We start from the raw sequence: 15,769 nt of genomic DNA on the forward strand, positions 1-15,769 counted from the left end.
ATATGCTCCCTCTTAGCATTGAGCTGCCACAGCAAAATTCGTTCTATGCTTCTTCCCGGATATGCACATCCATCTGCTGAAAGGGAATCTCAATCCCTTCTGCGTCAAAAGCAAGCTTCACTGCCTCTGTCATATCCCACTTTACGTTCCAGTAATCCTCCGGCTTCACCCAGAAGCGCAGCTTCAGAATCACAGCGCTGTCCGCCAGTTCGGAGACTACCGTCAAACGCTCCTCTTCTTTCAGCACGCGCTCTTCCCTCTCCAAAAGCTCCATGCTTGTTTCTTTAGCCTTTCTCAAATCTGCCGTGTAGGAGATTCCCACATCAATGTCGAGACGCCGCTTTTCCTGGGCTGTGGCATTGATAAGGCTGTTGTCAGCCAGCTTACCGTTTGGAATCACCACCTTCCGGTTGTCCGGGGTCAGCAGACAGGTGTAGATCATCTGAATCTCCGAAACCGTTCCCTCCAGATCGCCCTGAATAATATAGTCACCCACCTTAAAGGGCTTCACCATAAGAAGCAGAACGCCGCCCGCGAAGTTGGCCAGGCTGCCCTGGAGAGCCAGGCCTGCTGCCAGACCTGCGGATCCTGCCAAGGCCACTACGGAAGTGGTGTCCACTCCGAAACCGGAGGCTATGAGCATCACCAGTACAAAGTACAGCAGTGCCTTTAGCAGGGAGTCTATAAATTGTACCAGACCCACGTCCGCCCCGGCCCGCTCCATGGAGCGGCGCACAATGCGGCGTAAAAGCTTAATGAGCCGGGAGCCTATAAAGAATACAAGAAGGGCCATCAGCACACGCAGGCCGAAAGCTACGACTCCTGGCAGATACTCGTCAATATATCGTTGAAATCGGTCTATTTCCTCTGTAATTGCTTCTATTTCCTGTGGCGTATCTGTGTTCTCCAACATAACTTTTCCTCTACTTTATTCTTCAACGCTTTTATTTATTCTTTGCTGCTGGCTTTTTTTCTGCAGCTTTTGTTTCCTTCTTCGCTTCAGCCCTGGCTGTCTTGGACACCTTTTTCTCCCCAGCGGATAATTCAGGCTTTTCTGTCTTTATGAGCTTCTCCGTTTTCCCGGCCCTTCCTTTCTTCACCGGAACCTTCTCCGGCGTACAGGTAAATACGGCAATCCCCATGGGCGGAACCGTGATCTCAATGGAATTCTCCCGGCCGTCGCATTCGGACTTTTTCGACAATTTCGCACGTTTATTCCGCACGCTGCTTCCGCCGAATTCTTCGCTGTCACTGTTGAAGATCTCTTTATACCTTCCCTCAAAGGGCACGCCGATTTTATGCTTTTCGTATACAAGAGGTGAAAAGTTGCACACAATCAGCAGCGTTTCCCTGGCCTTTTTCGCCTTTCTTAAGAACACCAGCATATTCTCATTGGCGGAAATATTGTTGATCCACTCAAAGCCCTCCGGCTCATGATCCTGTTCATAAAGAGCCGGATGCTCCCGTAAAAAGGTGTTCAGAGCCTTTACGTAATCTCTCATATTGCTGTGATCCTGATACTGCAGAAGCTCCCAGTCCAGACCCACGTTTTCATTCCACTCCTCAAAGGGCGCAAACTCCTGCCCCATAAAGAGCAGCTTTTTCCCCGGATGCGCCATCATATAACCGTAAGCCGCCCGAAGGTTGTTGAGCTGGGAATCCCGATCTCCCGGCATTTTCCCTACTAAGGATGCCTTGCCGTGAACTACCTCGTCGTGGGAAAGGCTTAAGATAAAGCTCTCACTGTAGGCATAAATCATGCTGAATGTGAGCTCCCCATGATGGTAAGCACGGAATACCGGATCATAGTGCATATATCCGATAAAGTCATTCATCCAGCCCATATTCCATTTGAAATCAAAGCCCAGGCCTTCCTCCTCCACAGCCCCTGTTACCTTGGGCCATGCGGTGGATTCCTCTGCAATGAGCAGAGCTCCGTCCCTGCGCTTCTTGAAAATGGAATTCAGATGCTTCAGGAACTCTACGGCCTCCAGATTCTCCTTGCCGCCGTAGATATTCGCTACCCACTCTCCGTCATTTTTCCCATAATCCAGGTACAGCATAGAGGCCACTGCATCCATACGGATGCCGTCCGCATGGTAAACCTCTGTCCAGAACAGGGCGTTTGCAATCAGGAAGTTCTTTACCTGGGGCCGGCCGTAATTGTAGATAAGGGTTCCCCAGTGAGGATGGGAACCCTGCCTGGGATCCCAGTGTTCATAGAGGCATGTCCCGTCAAAGGCAGCCAGTCCAAAGGTGTCCCTGGGAAAATGAGCCGGAACCCAGTCCAGGATCACGCCGATGCCCTGACTGTGCAGATAATTCATAAAGTACATAAAGTCCTCCGGCGTTCCGTACCGGGCCGTAGGCGCATAGTAGCCGGTCACCTGGTAGCCCCAGGAGGCGTCAAAAGGATGCTCCATCACCGGCATCAGCTCCACATGGGTATAGCCCATTTCCTTCACATAAGGAGCCAGCTCCTCTGCAATCTCCCGGTAATTGTAAAATTCCCTTCCGGATTCCTCCTCCGGCTTTTTCCAGGAGCCTAAGTGAAGCTCATAAACCAGCATGGGGGACTTTTTGTAATCCGTCTTTTTCCGCTGTTCCAGCCAGGCTTTGTCCGTCCACGTGAAATCCGTCAAATCCCGGACAACAGAAGCCGTATCCGGCCGAAGCTGCGCCCCATTGGCATAGGGATCCGCCTTTAACATGGTAAGCCTGCTCTTGGTCTTGATCTCAAATTTATAATTTTCCCCCGGCTGCAGTCCGGGAATAAAAAGTTCAAAAATGCCGGAATCCGGAATCCTGCACATGGGATGAAGACGCCCGTCCCAAAGATTAAAGTCTCCCACCACGCTGACCCGCGTGGCATTGGGAGCCCAGACAGCAAAGTATACCCCGTACATGTTGTCAACGGCCATGGGATGCGCACCCAGCTTCTCATAAATGGTATAGTGGATTCCTGCCGCAAACTTGTCCAAATCTGCTTTTGTAAATACCTTCGGCGTAAAGGAATAGGGGTCGGCCAGCTCTTCCTTTGTTCCGTTGTCATACTCGACCATATACGTATATTCCGGAAGCTTTCTTCCGGTTGGGAGCAGAACTGCAAAAAAAACCGCTCTCATCTACCTTCTCCATGGGGAATTCCCGTCCGCTTCCATAGATGACCACCGTTACTTTTACGGCTGTGGGCAAAAAAGTCTGAATCAGAATTCCGCCTCCCACCCTGTGAGCTCCGAGAATCTCCTGGGGCTGATCCTCCTCAGAATAAACAATCGCCTCAATCCTGGGCCAGTTCATCAAATCATACAATTTTTCATCCATACTTTTTTGCTCCTTTCTATTACAGTTCCGCAAAACTTGAACAATGCACGGGGGTAGAAGAATTTCCGGCCACTAAAACATGTGTCCGTAAATTCTTCTGTGCATTGTTCAAGCTTTGCTGTTTTCCAGTTCCGCAAACCTTAAATAGTACACGATGGGTAGAAGAATTTCCGGTCACAATACATTGTGTCCGTAAATTCTTCTGTGTACTATTCAAGCTTTGCTGTTTTCCAGTTCCGCAAACCTTAAACAGTGCACGCAGCCCCTGCTCCGATAAGCCCATATCTTTTAAGCGCCAGGTAGATTCCGTCTTCCCAGATGCCCTTAGTCCGGTATTTTGCCGCCTGGAACACGCTCTGCTCGGAATTGCCCATGGCTGTTCCGTACTGTACATATTGTAACATTTCTAAGTCATTTGGGCCATCCCCAAATGCATATGTATGGGCATGAGGAATTCCAAGATGCTCTATCAATATCTGAATCCCGGCTGCCTTATTGATTCCGGCCGGCATCATCTCCGCAAAGGGATAGCTCTCATAGCGGACAATGGAAAAATCCTTCTCAAGCTCCCTGGCCAAAACCCCAAAAGCCTCCGGATCCGAAATTCTGGCCGAAATCTTATTTGCCTCATCCTTCTTGGGCTCCATCTCCTTGATCCGATGGGGATACTCTCTGTGAAGCCGGTTCAGAACCTCATAAAAGTCAGTGGCATCCCCTTCCTTCCGGTAGCTCAGATATTCCGGGCCTTCCAGAACCAGCGAGCATCCGCAGCTCTCCAGGCGAGGCACCGTCCGCTCCACAAGTCTATGGTCAAGAAGCTGGCTGCGGATCACCTTCCCCTCATATTCCACATAGGTTCCGGCCCCTGCAATCACCGCCGGAAAATCCAGATCCAGGATCTCCGGAAATACACTGGCCATGGACCGCCCTGTACACACCACTGGAATATGTCCGTTTTTTTTCAACAGTCCAAGGGCCTCCCTGGTGCTGTCTGGAATTCCCTTGCCCTGTTCAAAGATAGTCCCGTCAATGTCAAAAAACACAATCCTTCTGTCCTTTTTCATAATGTCAAAAACTCCTCTTCCGAAATAATCGCCACACCCAGCTCCTTTGCCTTTTTGTTTTTTGAGGAACCCGAGGCTGTGTCATTGTTGATCAGATAATCTGTCTTGCCTGTTACGCTTCCAGTCACCTTCCCTCCTTTGGATTCAATCAGTTCCTTAAGCTCTGTGCGGTTGGAAAAATGATTGAGGCTTCCGGTGATAACAAACACCTTTCCCTTTAAGGTCTGCTGCTCCTCATCCGCCCTCTCCTCCTGTGCAATGGTAAGCTCTGACAGCAGGTTTAAGAAACGCTCCTTTTTCCCTTCGTCCCGAAAATAGCCCACAAAGCTTTCGGCAATCACATCACCTATCCTTTCAATGGCCGCCAGCTCCTCCGGTTCTGCATTCAGCATCGCTTCCGTCCGGTTGTCAAATTCCCGGCAGATAAGCTTTGCCCCGGCCAGACCGATGTTCGGAATGCCCAGGCTGTAAATCACTCTGGCCAAGGTAGTATTCCTGGCCTTTTCCACATTTGCCATAAGATTCTCATAAGACTTTTCCCCAAAGCCCTCCAGGTTCACCATCTCTTCCCGATGGCGCTCCAGCCGGAAGATATCCGCCGGTTCGTGGATAAAGCCTCTGGCAATGAACTTTTCCAGGGTGGCCTCGGAAAGGCCTTCGATGTTCAGGGCGTCACGGCTGACCATCAGGGTAAAGGATTTGATCTTTTTGGCCTGGCATTCGCTGTTGGTGCAGTAGAGGGACTCTGCATCGTTGACTTTCCGGATCTCCGTAGCGCCTCCGCAGACCGGGCAGACCTTGGGAATCTCTACTGTTTTGCTCCGGGTCTGGTTTTCCGCTATCTGGGGAATGATCATATTGGCCTTATAAACCTGGATGGTATCGCCGATTCCAAGCTCCAGAGCCTTTAAAATACTGATGTTGTGGACGCTGGCCCGGCTTACGGTGGTGCCCTCAAGCTCCACCGGTTCGAAGATGGCCACCGGATTTATGAGGCCCGTCCGCGAGGGGCTCCACTCGATTTCCTTCAGCTTTGTTTCCCGAATCTCGTCGGCCCATTTGAAAGCCATGGAATCCCGAGGAAATTTGGATGTCCGGCCAAGGGATCTGCCATAGGAAATGTCGTCGTAAACAGCCACCAGTCCGTCGGAGGGGAAATCATTTTCCGAAATATGTTCGGAAAACCAGCGGACAGCCTCCTCCAGATTTTCCGCCGTCACCACCCGGTATTCCACCACCTCAAAGCCTTGCTCCCGAAGCCAGAGAAACTCTTTTTCGTGGGAATTTTCAAAGCTCTCTTCTTCCGCCGACACCAGGGAAAAGGCAAAAAAGTTCACATTCCGCTTTGCGGTTATCTCGTTGTTGAGCTGACGGACGGAGCCGCTGCACAGATTCCGGGGATTTTTATACCTGTCTTGTTCATCCTCAATCTCTTCATTAATCCGGGCAAATTCCTGGTAGCCGATTACGGCCTCGCCCCGAAGGATAAGCTCGCCCTGGTAAGGAATCTGCAGAGGGATATTCCGAAACACCCTGGCATTGTTGGTAATGACCTCGCCCACCTCGCCGTTTCCCCGGGTAACTGCCTTGAAAAGCCGTCCCTCCCGGTAGGTGAGCACAATGGTCAGACCATCCAGCTTCCAGGAAAGAAGGGTTTTGTGTGCGCCTACCCACTCCTTCAGCTCCTCTACCTCCTTAGTTTTGTCCAGGGAAAGCATTGGACTCTCATGCCGTTCCTTGGGAAGATCGCTTAAGACCTCATAGCCCACATGAACCGTGGGGCTTCCTGACAGAATGGTTCCTGTTTCCTTTTCCAGCTTTAAAAGCTCGTCGTAGAGCTTGTCATATTCATAATTGTCCATAATCTCACGGGCTTCCTGGTAATAAGCCCGTCCAGCCCGGTTCAGAAGCTCTACCAGTTCCCTCATTCTCGCCTTTTTTTCGTCCATTGCTACTGCTTCCTTTCTATGCCGCACCTGCGCCTTTTCATCCGGCAGATCCTCTCAGCAATTCGAAAAGCTCTTTTAATTCCTTGTCCGTCACTTTCCGCCATGTCCCCGGGCGCATGCCCTTTAACTCGATATTCAGAACCCTCACTCGTTTTAAATGGGTTACCTGATAGCCGAGCGCCTCACACATCCGGCGGATCTGCCGGTTCAAGCCCTGGGTTAAAATAATGCGGAAGCTGCATTTTCCAAGCTTTTCCACCTGGCAGGGCCTTGTCATGGCGTCTAAGAGCACCTCACCCTTTTCCTCCTTGCGGATACGCACTCCTTTGGCCATACGATCCAGAAAGGCGTCTGTCACCGGCTTATGAACGGTAACCAGGTATTCCTTCTCATGGTAATTGGCGGCACGCATCATTTTATTGACCAGGCTTCCGATGTTGGTCATCAGGATCAGTCCCTCGGAATCCTTATCCAGACGCCCGATCGGGTAGATACGGACTGGATAGCCCACATAGTCCACGATGTTGCGCTTCTCCCTTCTGTCGGTGGTGCAGACAACTCCCACAGGCTTGTAAACTGCCAGAAGCACTTCCTCCTCACGCTCCATAGAAATGATCTTCTTTCCCACCTTGATTTCCTGATCCGGGCGCACGCGCATGCCCGTCTCGGCCTTCCTGCCGTCTACGGTAATGCGGCCTTCCTCAATCATTCTGTCCGCCTCACGCCTGGAGCATACGCCGGCCTCGCTTAAAAATTTATTCAAACGGATTTCTTCCATATGATGTGATCCTTTCCTTAATTTGCACATGTTTTTTGTGCATAAAGGTATGCCCGTAGGGTGTTTCCTTAATTTGCACATGTTTTTTGTGCATAAAGGTATGCCCGTAGGGTGTTTCCTTAGATTACACATCTTTTTGTGCATAAAGGTATACGCCCCAGGGCGCCTTCTCTTTGCCTTACAGGCAAATTCACCTTGCCTGTAAGGTGTTTCTGCAAAATGTTTTCTTTGCAATGTACCTTAATTATAGAGGATCTTGAACGGAGTTGCAAGAAAATTAGACACCCTCGGCAGACAACCTTATGTTTCCGCACAAAATGTACGGAAACACCTCGCAGAACAGCATCACATAAACAGTAATGGCAAAAGTGCCAGTATGAGGTAGATTCTGTCAACAGTCTGGCAGAGTACAAGAATAATACAAGAATAATACAAGAATAATTATGGGATACGGGTTGTATTTTTCACGGGCTTGGCATATAACAAAAATGTGATCATGATGCACAATAATCCTAATAAAAGTGTGAAGGAATGTATCTATGGAGCGATTGATTTTGAATAAGCTGCTGAATTGGAAGAATTCACCTTACCGCAAACCGTTAATTTTAAAGAGTGTGCGTCAGGTGGGTAAAACTTGGATTCTCAAAGAATTCGGCAGACGTTATTATGAAAATACAGCCTACTTTAACTTTGATGAAAATGAGGAATACAAGCAGTTTTTTGAGATCACCAAAGATGTAGATCGCATTCTACAGAATCTGATGCTGGCCAGTGCCCAGAAGATCGTGCCAGAAAAGACCTTTGCCAAGCACCCCAATATCAGCGAATTCCCGAAAATTTCTATGATATGGAAGTCCATACCGTCCCAGCTGGCAAAAGAGAATAAGAAACTTATCTCTCAAATAATCTGCTTATTCCTCAGCAGGATATGTTCCCAAAAATTTGAAATAGCCAAATTCCTCATTTTGAATTTCTTTTATTTCTCCCTCATATTTTAATCCGCCTATAACAATAGCCGTATTGTAAAGTCTGTCTAAATTATCCGGATAATCCTTTTTAAGCAAATCAATATCAAAAGTTGTTGCATTAGCAAATATTTCATCTAAATTGTTTGACATTTTAGTATTTACGACCGATACCAGAAAATCTTCATCATAAGTATTGATATTAAAATCCACTCCAAATTCAGAGCCAATATAACCAAGGCTTAACAATTCATAATCTTTATCAAAATACTCATTAAGCAATTCCTGTGATTTGCAAATCCCCACAAAAATAGAATCATATTCATCGTTACTAAACGTATAATCTTTCTTTTCTACTTCTCTCATTTTTATTTTTGTTCCTTTCATTTTTTTATAAACATAGCAAAATTAAGCTGAATTTATAACCTTACAAATATCATAGCATGGCTTATCTTTCACCTTGTATATGATAAACTTTTACTGCCCATTTGGAGCGGCTCTTATTCTTGAGATTGGCTTGCGACACCTTTCTCATATTAGAATAGGGAGCTTTTTTATGACACCCTCTTCACTACGGCTTACTCTATTCTCCCCAGCATAGCTGTGGGATTGGTGATTTCATTCAGATATTAATCCATCCATTCAAATTATTCCTTGCTATTGCAATTCCAACTCTTGAATTATATGCTTTTTTTCTTTACTTGATAAATCCATTATGTCTATTTTTATCAAACAGTCAAACTTGTCCATGCCAAATCGGATTCTTCCATTTTCAATATATTTGTACACTTCACAAGGCTCGCTAGACAAAACTATATTAATCTCATTTTCATATATGTATAGATTTATGTCACATTTTACCTGCTCTTTATCACTATTTGTTATTATATATAATCCGATATTATCTAATGCTTCAATATTATAAGACTCTATTAACTCTTTATCCACATAATTATCACATAATGGCATAATTATCTTATGTATTTTTCTTGATTCAGCCCCAATAACAATTTCTAATAATGATTTATGTCCATCATCATATTCTAAATATTGTACCACCTCCTTCTTTCTTTTCCACTCAATTTGTATAGGTATATATTCCTCTAAAACTAATACAGGTTTAACCGTCTCTGAATAATACTTAAAGTTTGCCATAATGTTTTTACTCAAAATTCATTTCTTTATAAATTAAATTAAGCTTTTCATCAAAAATTTCAAAAACTCTATCTATGATTCCTTTCTTTAAATATAACTCATTTAAAAATCCATTATTACTAAAAAATATTGCACGAGCATCTTTCGCATTTTCTATTAATTTTACAATTGTACCTTTGAATACATCCAGTCCTATTTCAATATTGAATCTAGACCACATTTCTATAAGAGCCTGCTCTTCATATTTATCATCATCCAAATATGCTTGGCCGCCTAATAAATAAAGAACATCTTCTTTTTTCATTTTAAATAACTTTTCATGTTGTCTATTATCGTTATTATAAAGAATTCGTGGCAGAAAAACATATACATCACTTAATATTGTAGAACTTTGAAAATCTCCAATTGGTTCACCTTTTATCCAATAACATATATGCCCCAAAATAAACGGTCTTTCCACCCCTAATATCTTATATTGTATTGCAAATTTATCTTTTTCTCCTATCAATTCTTCTAAACTACACATCAACTTTTTCCCTTTGCAGACAATCCAAATTGTTTTTCTTGGCTTTTCATCGTTGATCTTAAATGACACTTTTTCTAAATGGATTTAAATAGTTTAAATTTATTTCGTCAAATTTTTGTTCTAACGCTTCCAATCCCATTTGTTTTTTATAATTCTTTTCATTAAGCGTTATAGGAATAATCCACAAAAATTGTATATTTCTCGATTTAGTTTGAAAATTCTCAAATATTGGCCCATCCAGATAAGGTAATGAAATTAACCCATATTCTAAATTTGAATCTTTATACCAAGGACATCCAAAGTTAATAGTATGACCTAAGCCCAGATTGCCGCCTCTTATATGGTAATGTGCAATTATAGTAAGTAATTCTATTAAAAAGTCATATTCAACAGATGAAAACATATGGACTTCGATGGTATTTACATCTAAATTATCAGACATCCCACAAGTCGCATATGTCCACATATTACGCTTACTATTGGGTGGAAATTTTAAAATTTTAAACCCTATAGGCAGCTCATTAACCGGTCCTTTATTGAATTCATGCTCTGTAAATCCCCCAAAAAATTTTCTATAATGTTCTTTTATACTTTCACTATAATCCATATTTTTTCATCTTCTCTGAATATTTTGCTTAAGCACCGATAATCTTATTGAACAGCTCCCCAGATTAACTGGGGGATTAGGGTTTTCATTAACGTTAATAACGCCATTGGAGTTATTCTTTCTGGTTATATTCCTGTTCCAGCTCTTCTGCCAGGTACGCATCGCTCATGCAGTGCATATCAGATACTCCGTCCCGAATCAGCTGATAGACCTCGGAATGGTAGAAGAAGTCCAGTGCCGCATCCAACGAGATACCCTGCTGTTTGGCAAAGCACTCAATCACACGGCTATATTTTTTTTGAAGCAAAATCCGGTTTGCGTTCATACATCTTCACTCCCTTCAAAGCGCAGAAGCCCCAGTGCTTTCTCTGTGCGGAAACAAATTTGCAGATTCGGCTTCTCATAGCGCAAACGGTTGATAGCTTCGCTCTTATCAATCAATCCGTCAAAAAACAGTTCCACGGTATTAAACACCTTATCATTAGCAACGCCGCCAGCCACAAGATCATAGTCGGTTATGTCTTTTCCGCTACGGCAGTTCAAGATAAAGTCCAGCCATCTCTCGGAATAGGAATTAAATTTCAGCGTTTTTAATTCCGCTTCCCGGCTTTCGTCAAACGTATACCAGGAGATAATTCCCGCCTTTCCACGGCGTTTGAACTTGCTGCACCACTTCGCCGCCTGCTCATATATCGGCGTGACATAGAATCCACGCCCAAAATCCACATTGGGACGGGAATGGATCAAGTCCGGCTCTGCGATTTCCAGATAGGAACCATGATAGAGCATCATACTTCCACACCCCTTTCTTTCATCACGGTAAGGAGGTCGTCTACGATATATTCCCGGCTCTGGGTGTGCAGCATTTCATACTCCGGCACGATGTAGCCGTTCAGAATATCGCTTTTTTTGGTAAATGCCCGATAGACACGCTCTGCATCCACGCCAAGCTTTGCGGCGACATTTTCAATGCAGAATACTGCAAATTCAAGCTCTCTGGAATTTTTGATTTTCTCGTTCGGCATCACAAATAGTCTCCCTTTATTTTATTTTAGCCAAAACATCCTGGAAGATTGACAGGATGCACTTGTTTTAACTTGGTTACTAAAATTCATTGTCTACAATTCTTAATCAGCATATCACAGAAATACATTTTTTAGCAATCAAAGAATGCCAAATATCAAATCTCAAAATTTCTTATGCAACAAATTTAAAAACAATACAAAGGGTTGATTTATTCTAACCAATATGGGATACCTAAATTTATTTCTGCCCCTATTGTTCCTTCTAACTCTAAATCATAATCTAGATATCCATCCGTATCTAAAAAATACACATTAAACTGATAAAATGCACAAATCGTTTCAAAAAACTTTTTTATATTTTTATGCATTTGTATTACCATTAAATCATCATGAGAAATAGAGCCAATATATTCCTTTCCAGCATTAGTTCTACAATAGCAGATATAATCACTTGAATAATTTGCCAAAAATGGAATTATTACCTGTATTTTATCATTATAATATCTATTTAACTTAACAGATTCCTCTTTCAATTCACAAATATGAATTAGTCTAAATCCAGGAATAAAATCCATAAGTGTTTGGTCTGCGATATTCCTTCTAGTTCCTGACACTTTATTGTAAATAACTTGAAATAATTCCGGTATTTCACCATAAAGGTCATAAAACACCTTTTCCCAATTATTATTTCTTTCTCCTAAACTATCGACGTATTTGGTTCTTAATCTTGCAGACAAAAACAAAAATTCTTCAAATAACTCATTCATTGCTTTCTTTTTAGCTATTGAGTTATTCAATATAGAGCCCCCCTTCCTTGTAAAAGATAATTTCTTCACAGTGTTAGAGCAATATCAATCCCTGTTCCTTTCACAAGAAAATCTGTAAGTGTATCTGCTATTTTTTCTCCATCTCTAACGTATAAGTTACCAGCTTCATCTCTATAAATGCCAAATCCATCTTTTCCTTCCGCATAAAAATAAACCAAATCTCCCAAATCACTTCCTATGAGCCATGCTTGTTTAAAAAAATCATCGTCTGGAATGGGGTATGAGAATTCTTTAAACTTTTCCAACGCAGTTCCTGCATTCCAAATATATATTTCCTCTCTAGTATTATCTACAAGGAACGAAGCACCAACATTTCCTCCTGATGTACATCTCAAATATTCAATATAGTCTTCTGGTAACTGCACTGGTGATTTGCTTATTACTTCTTTAATGTCCTCCTCTCCACCAGAGCATACCTCTTCTTCATCTGCCATAGTTAATCTGTCATTCAAATTTTTTAAAATATCCATTATGGTTTTTCCTCCTGCTTATTCTTATGATTGTTTTTAAGCTTAACAATTTGTTGACTTTATTTTGCCTTCTGTCTGTCCTTATGCATCATAGCGAAAATGATTTTGGATTTCACCATTTTGAGCAGTCATAAATGCCGTATTTAACTGCTCATCTCTATGGTAATAATGGATGCTCTGATTCCTCTGGATTGCTTCAATTTTTTCATTTGTATATTGTTTATAGCTCGATTCACAAGATATTTTCACTAGTTTATCATATTTAGATGACATGATATTCTCTTGAGGTTCATCAAAATCCAGTAGTTCTTTTCTCAAATCAGTTGGAAGCAGGTAAAACTCTTTATCTGTTTCATCCAGCCCCCAACTATTATAAATAAGCAATTCTCTATCCTCTTTAGAAATATTCACAACTTCATTAGCTGCAATAATTTTTACGTATCTTTGTGTTAATTTTAGATAATAAAACTTTCTCCATTTCTCTTTGCATTTCTTTTTCATTAAAGCAAATTGCTCCATAAACGCCCCCGCCACTGCGATTCAGCATAAGAGACATTTCATTTGAACATGCAAAAAAACAATAGGAATCACTAAACCATAACTTATTTAAACAATACTTTTTCACTATTTGATCTGCATAATCAAACAAATCAATCTCTTTTATCCCTATTTCTGAAGTATTTAATCCATGAATACTTGACGAAAAATATACATAAAAAGGATAATATTTTTTCTCATATTGTGTAATTGCACTCTGAAAAACTAAATTTTCAAAATTCTCACTAACAGCATAGTCCTCTTCCATAAATATTTTTTGGTTTTGATTATCTAGATTCATTGTATAACATATTCCTAAATAATCCTTTAAAAACGTGAAACAGTACGGCTTCGTATCATCCGCATTGTTAATACATATACCTTCATTATCTGATATTAAAGAAGATATTGACATTTCTGCACAAAAAGTTGAAAATAATCCTCCAGCACATTCTCCGGCATGATGTAAAAATTCTACATAGGCTTCTGGTAATTCCAATCCCCTTTCAACTAAATTTAACTGTTGCCTTAATTCTTCTATTTGCATTTCATTCGCTGGTCGTATTTTGGTACTCCAAGTATCATCCACCGGATCTATATAAGCTCTTAGTCTTTGTATAATTGTCTTTGCACTTCCCTTTTGAGGTATTATTCTATTAATTGTTGTTTGCATAATTCATATATACTCCTTCATTATCTTTACAAGTATCGCAAAAGTCCATTTGATTACCTCTTTCATCAATATAAAAGCATTCCCAGTAAGTATATATCTGTCTGAAAATATACCTATCAGATGCTATATTACCATTTATAGAATAATATCTGCTTGGAATATTTAATTCTTCAATCCTGGTTTTCATTTCTTCAGTACTCACTATTTATCTCCTCTGTGCCTTCTCCTCGCTTTCCAACAGGTTTCCAAAGACATCATAGCGATAATGGTTTTGGATTTCTCCATTTTGAGCATTCATAAGTACTGTGCTCAATTGCTCATCCTTGTGGTAATAATAGATGTTGCAATTCCTCTGGAGCGCTTCAATTCCTAATCCCAGATGGCCGCTGCTCTCTAAACCCCTTTTGTGTTTTTACAAAATATTTATAATACTCTCTTTAACGGCAAGGCTGAGAAGATCACTTTTGGTTTTAATATTTTCTAAAAGGTTCCTCAATTCTGTTGTATTTTCTTCATCCTCTTCCCATAGATTTAAAGCATTTAAATATTTTTCTAATAAATCTCCCCCATCTTCATGCATACTTCTACATGGCTGCGATATACAAATATGTTTACTTGCATTTTTTAAAACCCATCCTTCAAGTTGCGCATTGTTAATAACAAATCCAAAATCATCAGCAATCAATAATATAAACGCCATTTTTTCTTCTGGATTTGCTGAATATGCAGCTAAGACATCGCTATCTTTAATATAAATGATTTCAGATGAAAATTGAAAATCACAATTTCCCTCTTCAGCAAAAAACAACTCTCCTTTCTCTTGCTTTTTCATAGTTACAAAAGCAGATTCCAAATCACTAACTCTTATTTTCCCTGACAAATCAATAATCGCTGTTTCAAATCTCTTATCTTTCTTGCTAAATAAAATAGTATCATTAATTTCATATAACCAATTAAAACTTCCTACTGATTTCTCAATACTATTTTCAATTTCCGCATATTCATTGTGTTTGGTTATCCACAATTTTTCTTCTGACAAGTACCATTTAATATCTTCATTATCTAAATCACTTTGTTGATTTTTTACTGAAATTTTCATACGTATTAACCTGTTGCTTTCGCACATTTGCAGGAAGTACCAATCGCCTGAACCAATTGAATAACTTGTACACAAGCATGTAAATCTGCATTTGGCTGGCATTTACTGCTTTGGAATGACTGCTGACAGATGCAAAGTCAAATCCGCTTTTGCTTTCTTTGATGAAGTTTTCCACCTTGCATTCAAGTTAATTTCTAAACATCTTCAGTTTTGTTCGGTTTATCAATCAATGTCTTCCAATATCCATCTGGCATCCAAATTTTTATCCCTCCAAGAGGCAGACTTATCCTTTTATTGATCAAATCTGTTTTAATTTTTTTATGTATTGTATCAATGTCGTTAACAGTCATTTCCTCTGGATAAAACCCTGTTTGATTAATATTATCCCAATCATCAATTTTTTTGTCAAATATTCTTCTAAATTTTTTACCAAGCATTCATAATCAAGATATTGTATAAAGTAAGTTATACCTCCTTCATCATAACCATATACCTCAAATTCTACTCGTGCAATGCTATTTTGCATAATTGTTATGGTTCTTACATATCCGGGATATTCTTTTGGTATACATCGATCAACAATCACTGATTTATTTCTACTCAGCTTCATATGTTGTATCAAACTATTTAATTCCATTTCTGTCTTCTCCTTTTATTATTGCTGCCTTATTACTATCTGGTAATTTAATATTATAATGTGGATAATTCGCATGATCAGGATTTGCAACATTCGGATGTAATGGCCCTAATGGAGCATTCACATTTATTAA

Annotated in this window: 20 protein-coding genes and 2 pseudogenes; 1 reads left to right on the forward strand and 21 read right to left on the reverse strand. The window is 41.3% G+C overall.

Annotated features, from left to right (window positions below; genetic code table 11):
- Nucleotides 1-43: 43 nt before the first annotated feature.
- From VV089_RS09740 to VV089_RS09760, 5 genes and pseudogenes are all read right to left on the reverse strand, one after another.
- The gene (locus tag VV089_RS09740; protein ID WP_172542975.1) at nucleotides 44-913 is read right to left on the reverse strand and encodes a mechanosensitive ion channel family protein; all 870 of its coding nucleotides are present in this window, start codon (nucleotides 911-913) and stop codon (nucleotides 44-46) included.
- 31 nt (nucleotides 914-944) lie between these two features.
- Nucleotides 945-3,324 (reverse strand): annotated as a pseudogene (gene glgB, locus VV089_RS09745) (1,4-alpha-glucan branching protein GlgB).
- Between the two features lie 245 nt (nucleotides 3,325-3,569).
- Nucleotides 3,570-4,388, reverse strand: a complete 819-nt coding sequence (locus tag VV089_RS09750; RefSeq protein WP_334335734.1) for a Cof-type HAD-IIB family hydrolase — start codon at nucleotides 4,386-4,388, stop codon at nucleotides 3,570-3,572.
- A complete protein-coding gene (ligA, locus tag VV089_RS09755; protein WP_334335735.1) occupies nucleotides 4,385-6,337 on the reverse strand; it encodes an NAD-dependent DNA ligase LigA in 1,953 nt (650 codons plus the stop codon). The genes VV089_RS09750 and ligA overlap by 4 nt, the downstream gene beginning before the upstream one ends.
- Nucleotides 6,338-6,374: 37 nt before the next feature.
- Complete coding sequence (locus VV089_RS09760) at nucleotides 6,375-7,145, reverse strand: pseudouridine synthase (RefSeq protein ID WP_442891509.1); 771 nt, start codon at nucleotides 7,143-7,145, stop codon at nucleotides 6,375-6,377.
- 509 nt (nucleotides 7,146-7,654) lie between these two features.
- Between VV089_RS09760 and VV089_RS09765 the strand changes: the two genes are divergently transcribed.
- Nucleotides 7,655-8,113: an AAA family ATPase gene (locus tag VV089_RS09765; RefSeq protein WP_334335737.1), complete on the forward strand. Its 459-nt coding sequence runs from the start codon at nucleotides 7,655-7,657 to the stop codon at nucleotides 8,111-8,113.
- Here the strand turns inward: VV089_RS09765 and VV089_RS09770 are convergent.
- The 16 genes and pseudogenes from VV089_RS09770 to VV089_RS09845 all read right to left on the reverse strand — a co-directional run bounded on the left by VV089_RS09770 (nucleotide 8,027) and on the right by VV089_RS09845 (nucleotide 15,760).
- On the reverse strand, nucleotides 8,027-8,446 hold the full coding sequence (locus VV089_RS09770; protein WP_334335738.1) for an immunity 22 family protein: 420 nt from the start codon (nucleotides 8,444-8,446) through the stop codon (nucleotides 8,027-8,029). The genes VV089_RS09765 and VV089_RS09770 overlap by 87 nt on opposite strands.
- Before the next feature lie 291 nt (nucleotides 8,447-8,737).
- Complete coding sequence (locus VV089_RS09775; RefSeq protein WP_304528280.1) at nucleotides 8,738-9,235, reverse strand: hypothetical protein; 498 nt, start codon at nucleotides 9,233-9,235, stop codon at nucleotides 8,738-8,740.
- 7 nt (nucleotides 9,236-9,242) lie between these two features.
- Nucleotides 9,243-9,761, reverse strand: a complete 519-nt coding sequence (locus VV089_RS09780) for an Imm42 family immunity protein (RefSeq protein WP_334335739.1) — start codon at nucleotides 9,759-9,761, stop codon at nucleotides 9,243-9,245.
- A 58-nt stretch (nucleotides 9,762-9,819) separates the two neighbouring features.
- Nucleotides 9,820-10,368: a suppressor of fused domain protein gene (locus VV089_RS09785; RefSeq protein WP_334335740.1), complete on the reverse strand. Its 549-nt coding sequence runs from the start codon at nucleotides 10,366-10,368 to the stop codon at nucleotides 9,820-9,822.
- A gap of 112 nt (nucleotides 10,369-10,480) precedes the next feature.
- Entirely contained in the window at nucleotides 10,481-10,693 is a 213-nt protein-coding gene (locus tag VV089_RS09790; protein WP_172541736.1) for a DUF3791 domain-containing protein, read from the reverse strand.
- Nucleotides 10,690-11,160 (reverse strand): DUF3990 domain-containing protein, encoded by a 471-nt coding sequence (locus VV089_RS09795; RefSeq protein ID WP_334335741.1) that lies wholly within the window; start codon nucleotides 11,158-11,160, stop codon nucleotides 10,690-10,692. The genes VV089_RS09790 and VV089_RS09795 overlap by 4 nt, the downstream gene beginning before the upstream one ends.
- Complete coding sequence (locus VV089_RS09800; protein ID WP_172541737.1) at nucleotides 11,157-11,396, reverse strand: DUF3791 domain-containing protein; 240 nt, start codon at nucleotides 11,394-11,396, stop codon at nucleotides 11,157-11,159. The genes VV089_RS09795 and VV089_RS09800 overlap by 4 nt, the downstream gene beginning before the upstream one ends.
- Before the next feature lie 206 nt (nucleotides 11,397-11,602).
- Nucleotides 11,603-12,190 carry a hypothetical protein gene (locus VV089_RS09805; protein WP_334335742.1) on the reverse strand — a complete coding sequence of 196 codons (588 nt, stop codon included), beginning with the start codon at nucleotides 12,188-12,190 and terminating at the stop codon, nucleotides 11,603-11,605.
- A 35-nt stretch (nucleotides 12,191-12,225) separates the two neighbouring features.
- Nucleotides 12,226-12,690 carry an SMI1/KNR4 family protein gene (locus VV089_RS09810; protein ID WP_334335743.1) on the reverse strand — a complete coding sequence of 155 codons (465 nt, stop codon included), beginning with the start codon at nucleotides 12,688-12,690 and terminating at the stop codon, nucleotides 12,226-12,228.
- A gap of 81 nt (nucleotides 12,691-12,771) precedes the next feature.
- Nucleotides 12,772-13,209 carry a hypothetical protein gene (locus VV089_RS09815; RefSeq protein WP_172541739.1) on the reverse strand — a complete coding sequence of 146 codons (438 nt, stop codon included), beginning with the start codon at nucleotides 13,207-13,209 and terminating at the stop codon, nucleotides 12,772-12,774.
- Nucleotides 13,109-13,900 (reverse strand): hypothetical protein, encoded by a 792-nt coding sequence (locus tag VV089_RS09820; RefSeq protein WP_334335744.1) that lies wholly within the window; start codon nucleotides 13,898-13,900, stop codon nucleotides 13,109-13,111. The genes VV089_RS09815 and VV089_RS09820 overlap by 101 nt, the downstream gene beginning before the upstream one ends.
- Nucleotides 13,884-14,102: a hypothetical protein gene (locus VV089_RS09825; protein ID WP_334335745.1), complete on the reverse strand. Its 219-nt coding sequence runs from the start codon at nucleotides 14,100-14,102 to the stop codon at nucleotides 13,884-13,886. The genes VV089_RS09820 and VV089_RS09825 overlap by 17 nt, the downstream gene beginning before the upstream one ends.
- 210 nt (nucleotides 14,103-14,312) lie before the next feature.
- The gene (locus VV089_RS09830) at nucleotides 14,313-14,999 is read right to left on the reverse strand and encodes a hypothetical protein (RefSeq protein ID WP_334335746.1); all 687 of its coding nucleotides are present in this window, start codon (nucleotides 14,997-14,999) and stop codon (nucleotides 14,313-14,315) included.
- A gap of 1 nt (nucleotide 15,000) precedes the next feature.
- Nucleotides 15,001-15,177 (reverse strand): annotated as a pseudogene (locus VV089_RS09835) (transposase); the annotation flags it as partial.
- Nucleotides 15,178-15,345: 168 nt separating this feature from the next.
- Complete coding sequence (locus VV089_RS09840) at nucleotides 15,346-15,636, reverse strand: hypothetical protein (protein ID WP_334335747.1); 291 nt, start codon at nucleotides 15,634-15,636, stop codon at nucleotides 15,346-15,348.
- Nucleotides 15,623-15,760 (reverse strand): hypothetical protein, encoded by a 138-nt coding sequence (locus tag VV089_RS09845; protein WP_334335748.1) that lies wholly within the window; start codon nucleotides 15,758-15,760, stop codon nucleotides 15,623-15,625. Before VV089_RS09845 ends, VV089_RS09840 begins: the two co-directional genes overlap by 14 nt.
- Nucleotides 15,761-15,769 lie beyond the last annotated feature (9 nt).

The sequence above is a fragment of the Candidatus Merdisoma sp. JLR.KK011 genome (assembly GCF_036941125.1).
Lineage (GTDB): Bacteria > Bacillota > Clostridia > Lachnospirales > Lachnospiraceae > Laedolimicola.

Bases quoted from the DNA above. Each gene is read 5' to 3' on its own strand.
- VV089_RS09740 (WP_172542975.1), bottom strand. From the start codon at position 913: ATGTTGGAGAACACAGATACGCCACAGGAAATAGAAGCAATTACAGAG.
- VV089_RS09750 (WP_334335734.1), bottom strand. From the start codon at position 4,388: ATGAAAAAGGACAGAAGGATTGTGTTTTTTGACATTGACGGGACTATC.
- ligA (WP_334335735.1), bottom strand. From the start codon at position 6,337: ATGGACGAAAAAAAGGCGAGAATGAGGGAACTGGTAGAGCTTCTGAAC.
- VV089_RS09760 (WP_442891509.1), bottom strand. From the start codon at position 7,145: ATGTGCAAATTAAGGAAAGGATCACATCATATGGAAGAAATCCGTTTG.
- VV089_RS09765 (WP_334335737.1), top strand. From the start codon at position 7,655: ATGGAGCGATTGATTTTGAATAAGCTGCTGAATTGGAAGAATTCACCT.
- VV089_RS09770 (WP_334335738.1), bottom strand. From the start codon at position 8,446: ATGAGAGAAGTAGAAAAGAAAGATTATACGTTTAGTAACGATGAATAT.
- VV089_RS09775 (WP_304528280.1), bottom strand. From the start codon at position 9,235: ATGGCAAACTTTAAGTATTATTCAGAGACGGTTAAACCTGTATTAGTT.
- VV089_RS09780 (WP_334335739.1), bottom strand. From the start codon at position 9,761: ATGTGTAGTTTAGAAGAATTGATAGGAGAAAAAGATAAATTTGCAATA.
- VV089_RS09785 (WP_334335740.1), bottom strand. From the start codon at position 10,368: ATGGATTATAGTGAAAGTATAAAAGAACATTATAGAAAATTTTTTGGG.
- VV089_RS09790 (WP_172541736.1), bottom strand. From the start codon at position 10,693: ATGAACGCAAACCGGATTTTGCTTCAAAAAAAATATAGCCGTGTGATT.
- VV089_RS09795 (WP_334335741.1), bottom strand. From the start codon at position 11,160: ATGATGCTCTATCATGGTTCCTATCTGGAAATCGCAGAGCCGGACTTG.
- VV089_RS09810 (WP_334335743.1), bottom strand. From the start codon at position 12,690: ATGGATATTTTAAAAAATTTGAATGACAGATTAACTATGGCAGATGAA.
- VV089_RS09815 (WP_172541739.1), bottom strand. From the start codon at position 13,209: ATGGAGCAATTTGCTTTAATGAAAAAGAAATGCAAAGAGAAATGGAGA.
- VV089_RS09820 (WP_334335744.1), bottom strand. From the start codon at position 13,900: ATGCAAACAACAATTAATAGAATAATACCTCAAAAGGGAAGTGCAAAG.
- VV089_RS09830 (WP_334335746.1), bottom strand. From the start codon at position 14,999: ATGAAAATTTCAGTAAAAAATCAACAAAGTGATTTAGATAATGAAGAT.
- VV089_RS09840 (WP_334335747.1), bottom strand. From the start codon at position 15,636: ATGGAATTAAATAGTTTGATACAACATATGAAGCTGAGTAGAAATAAA.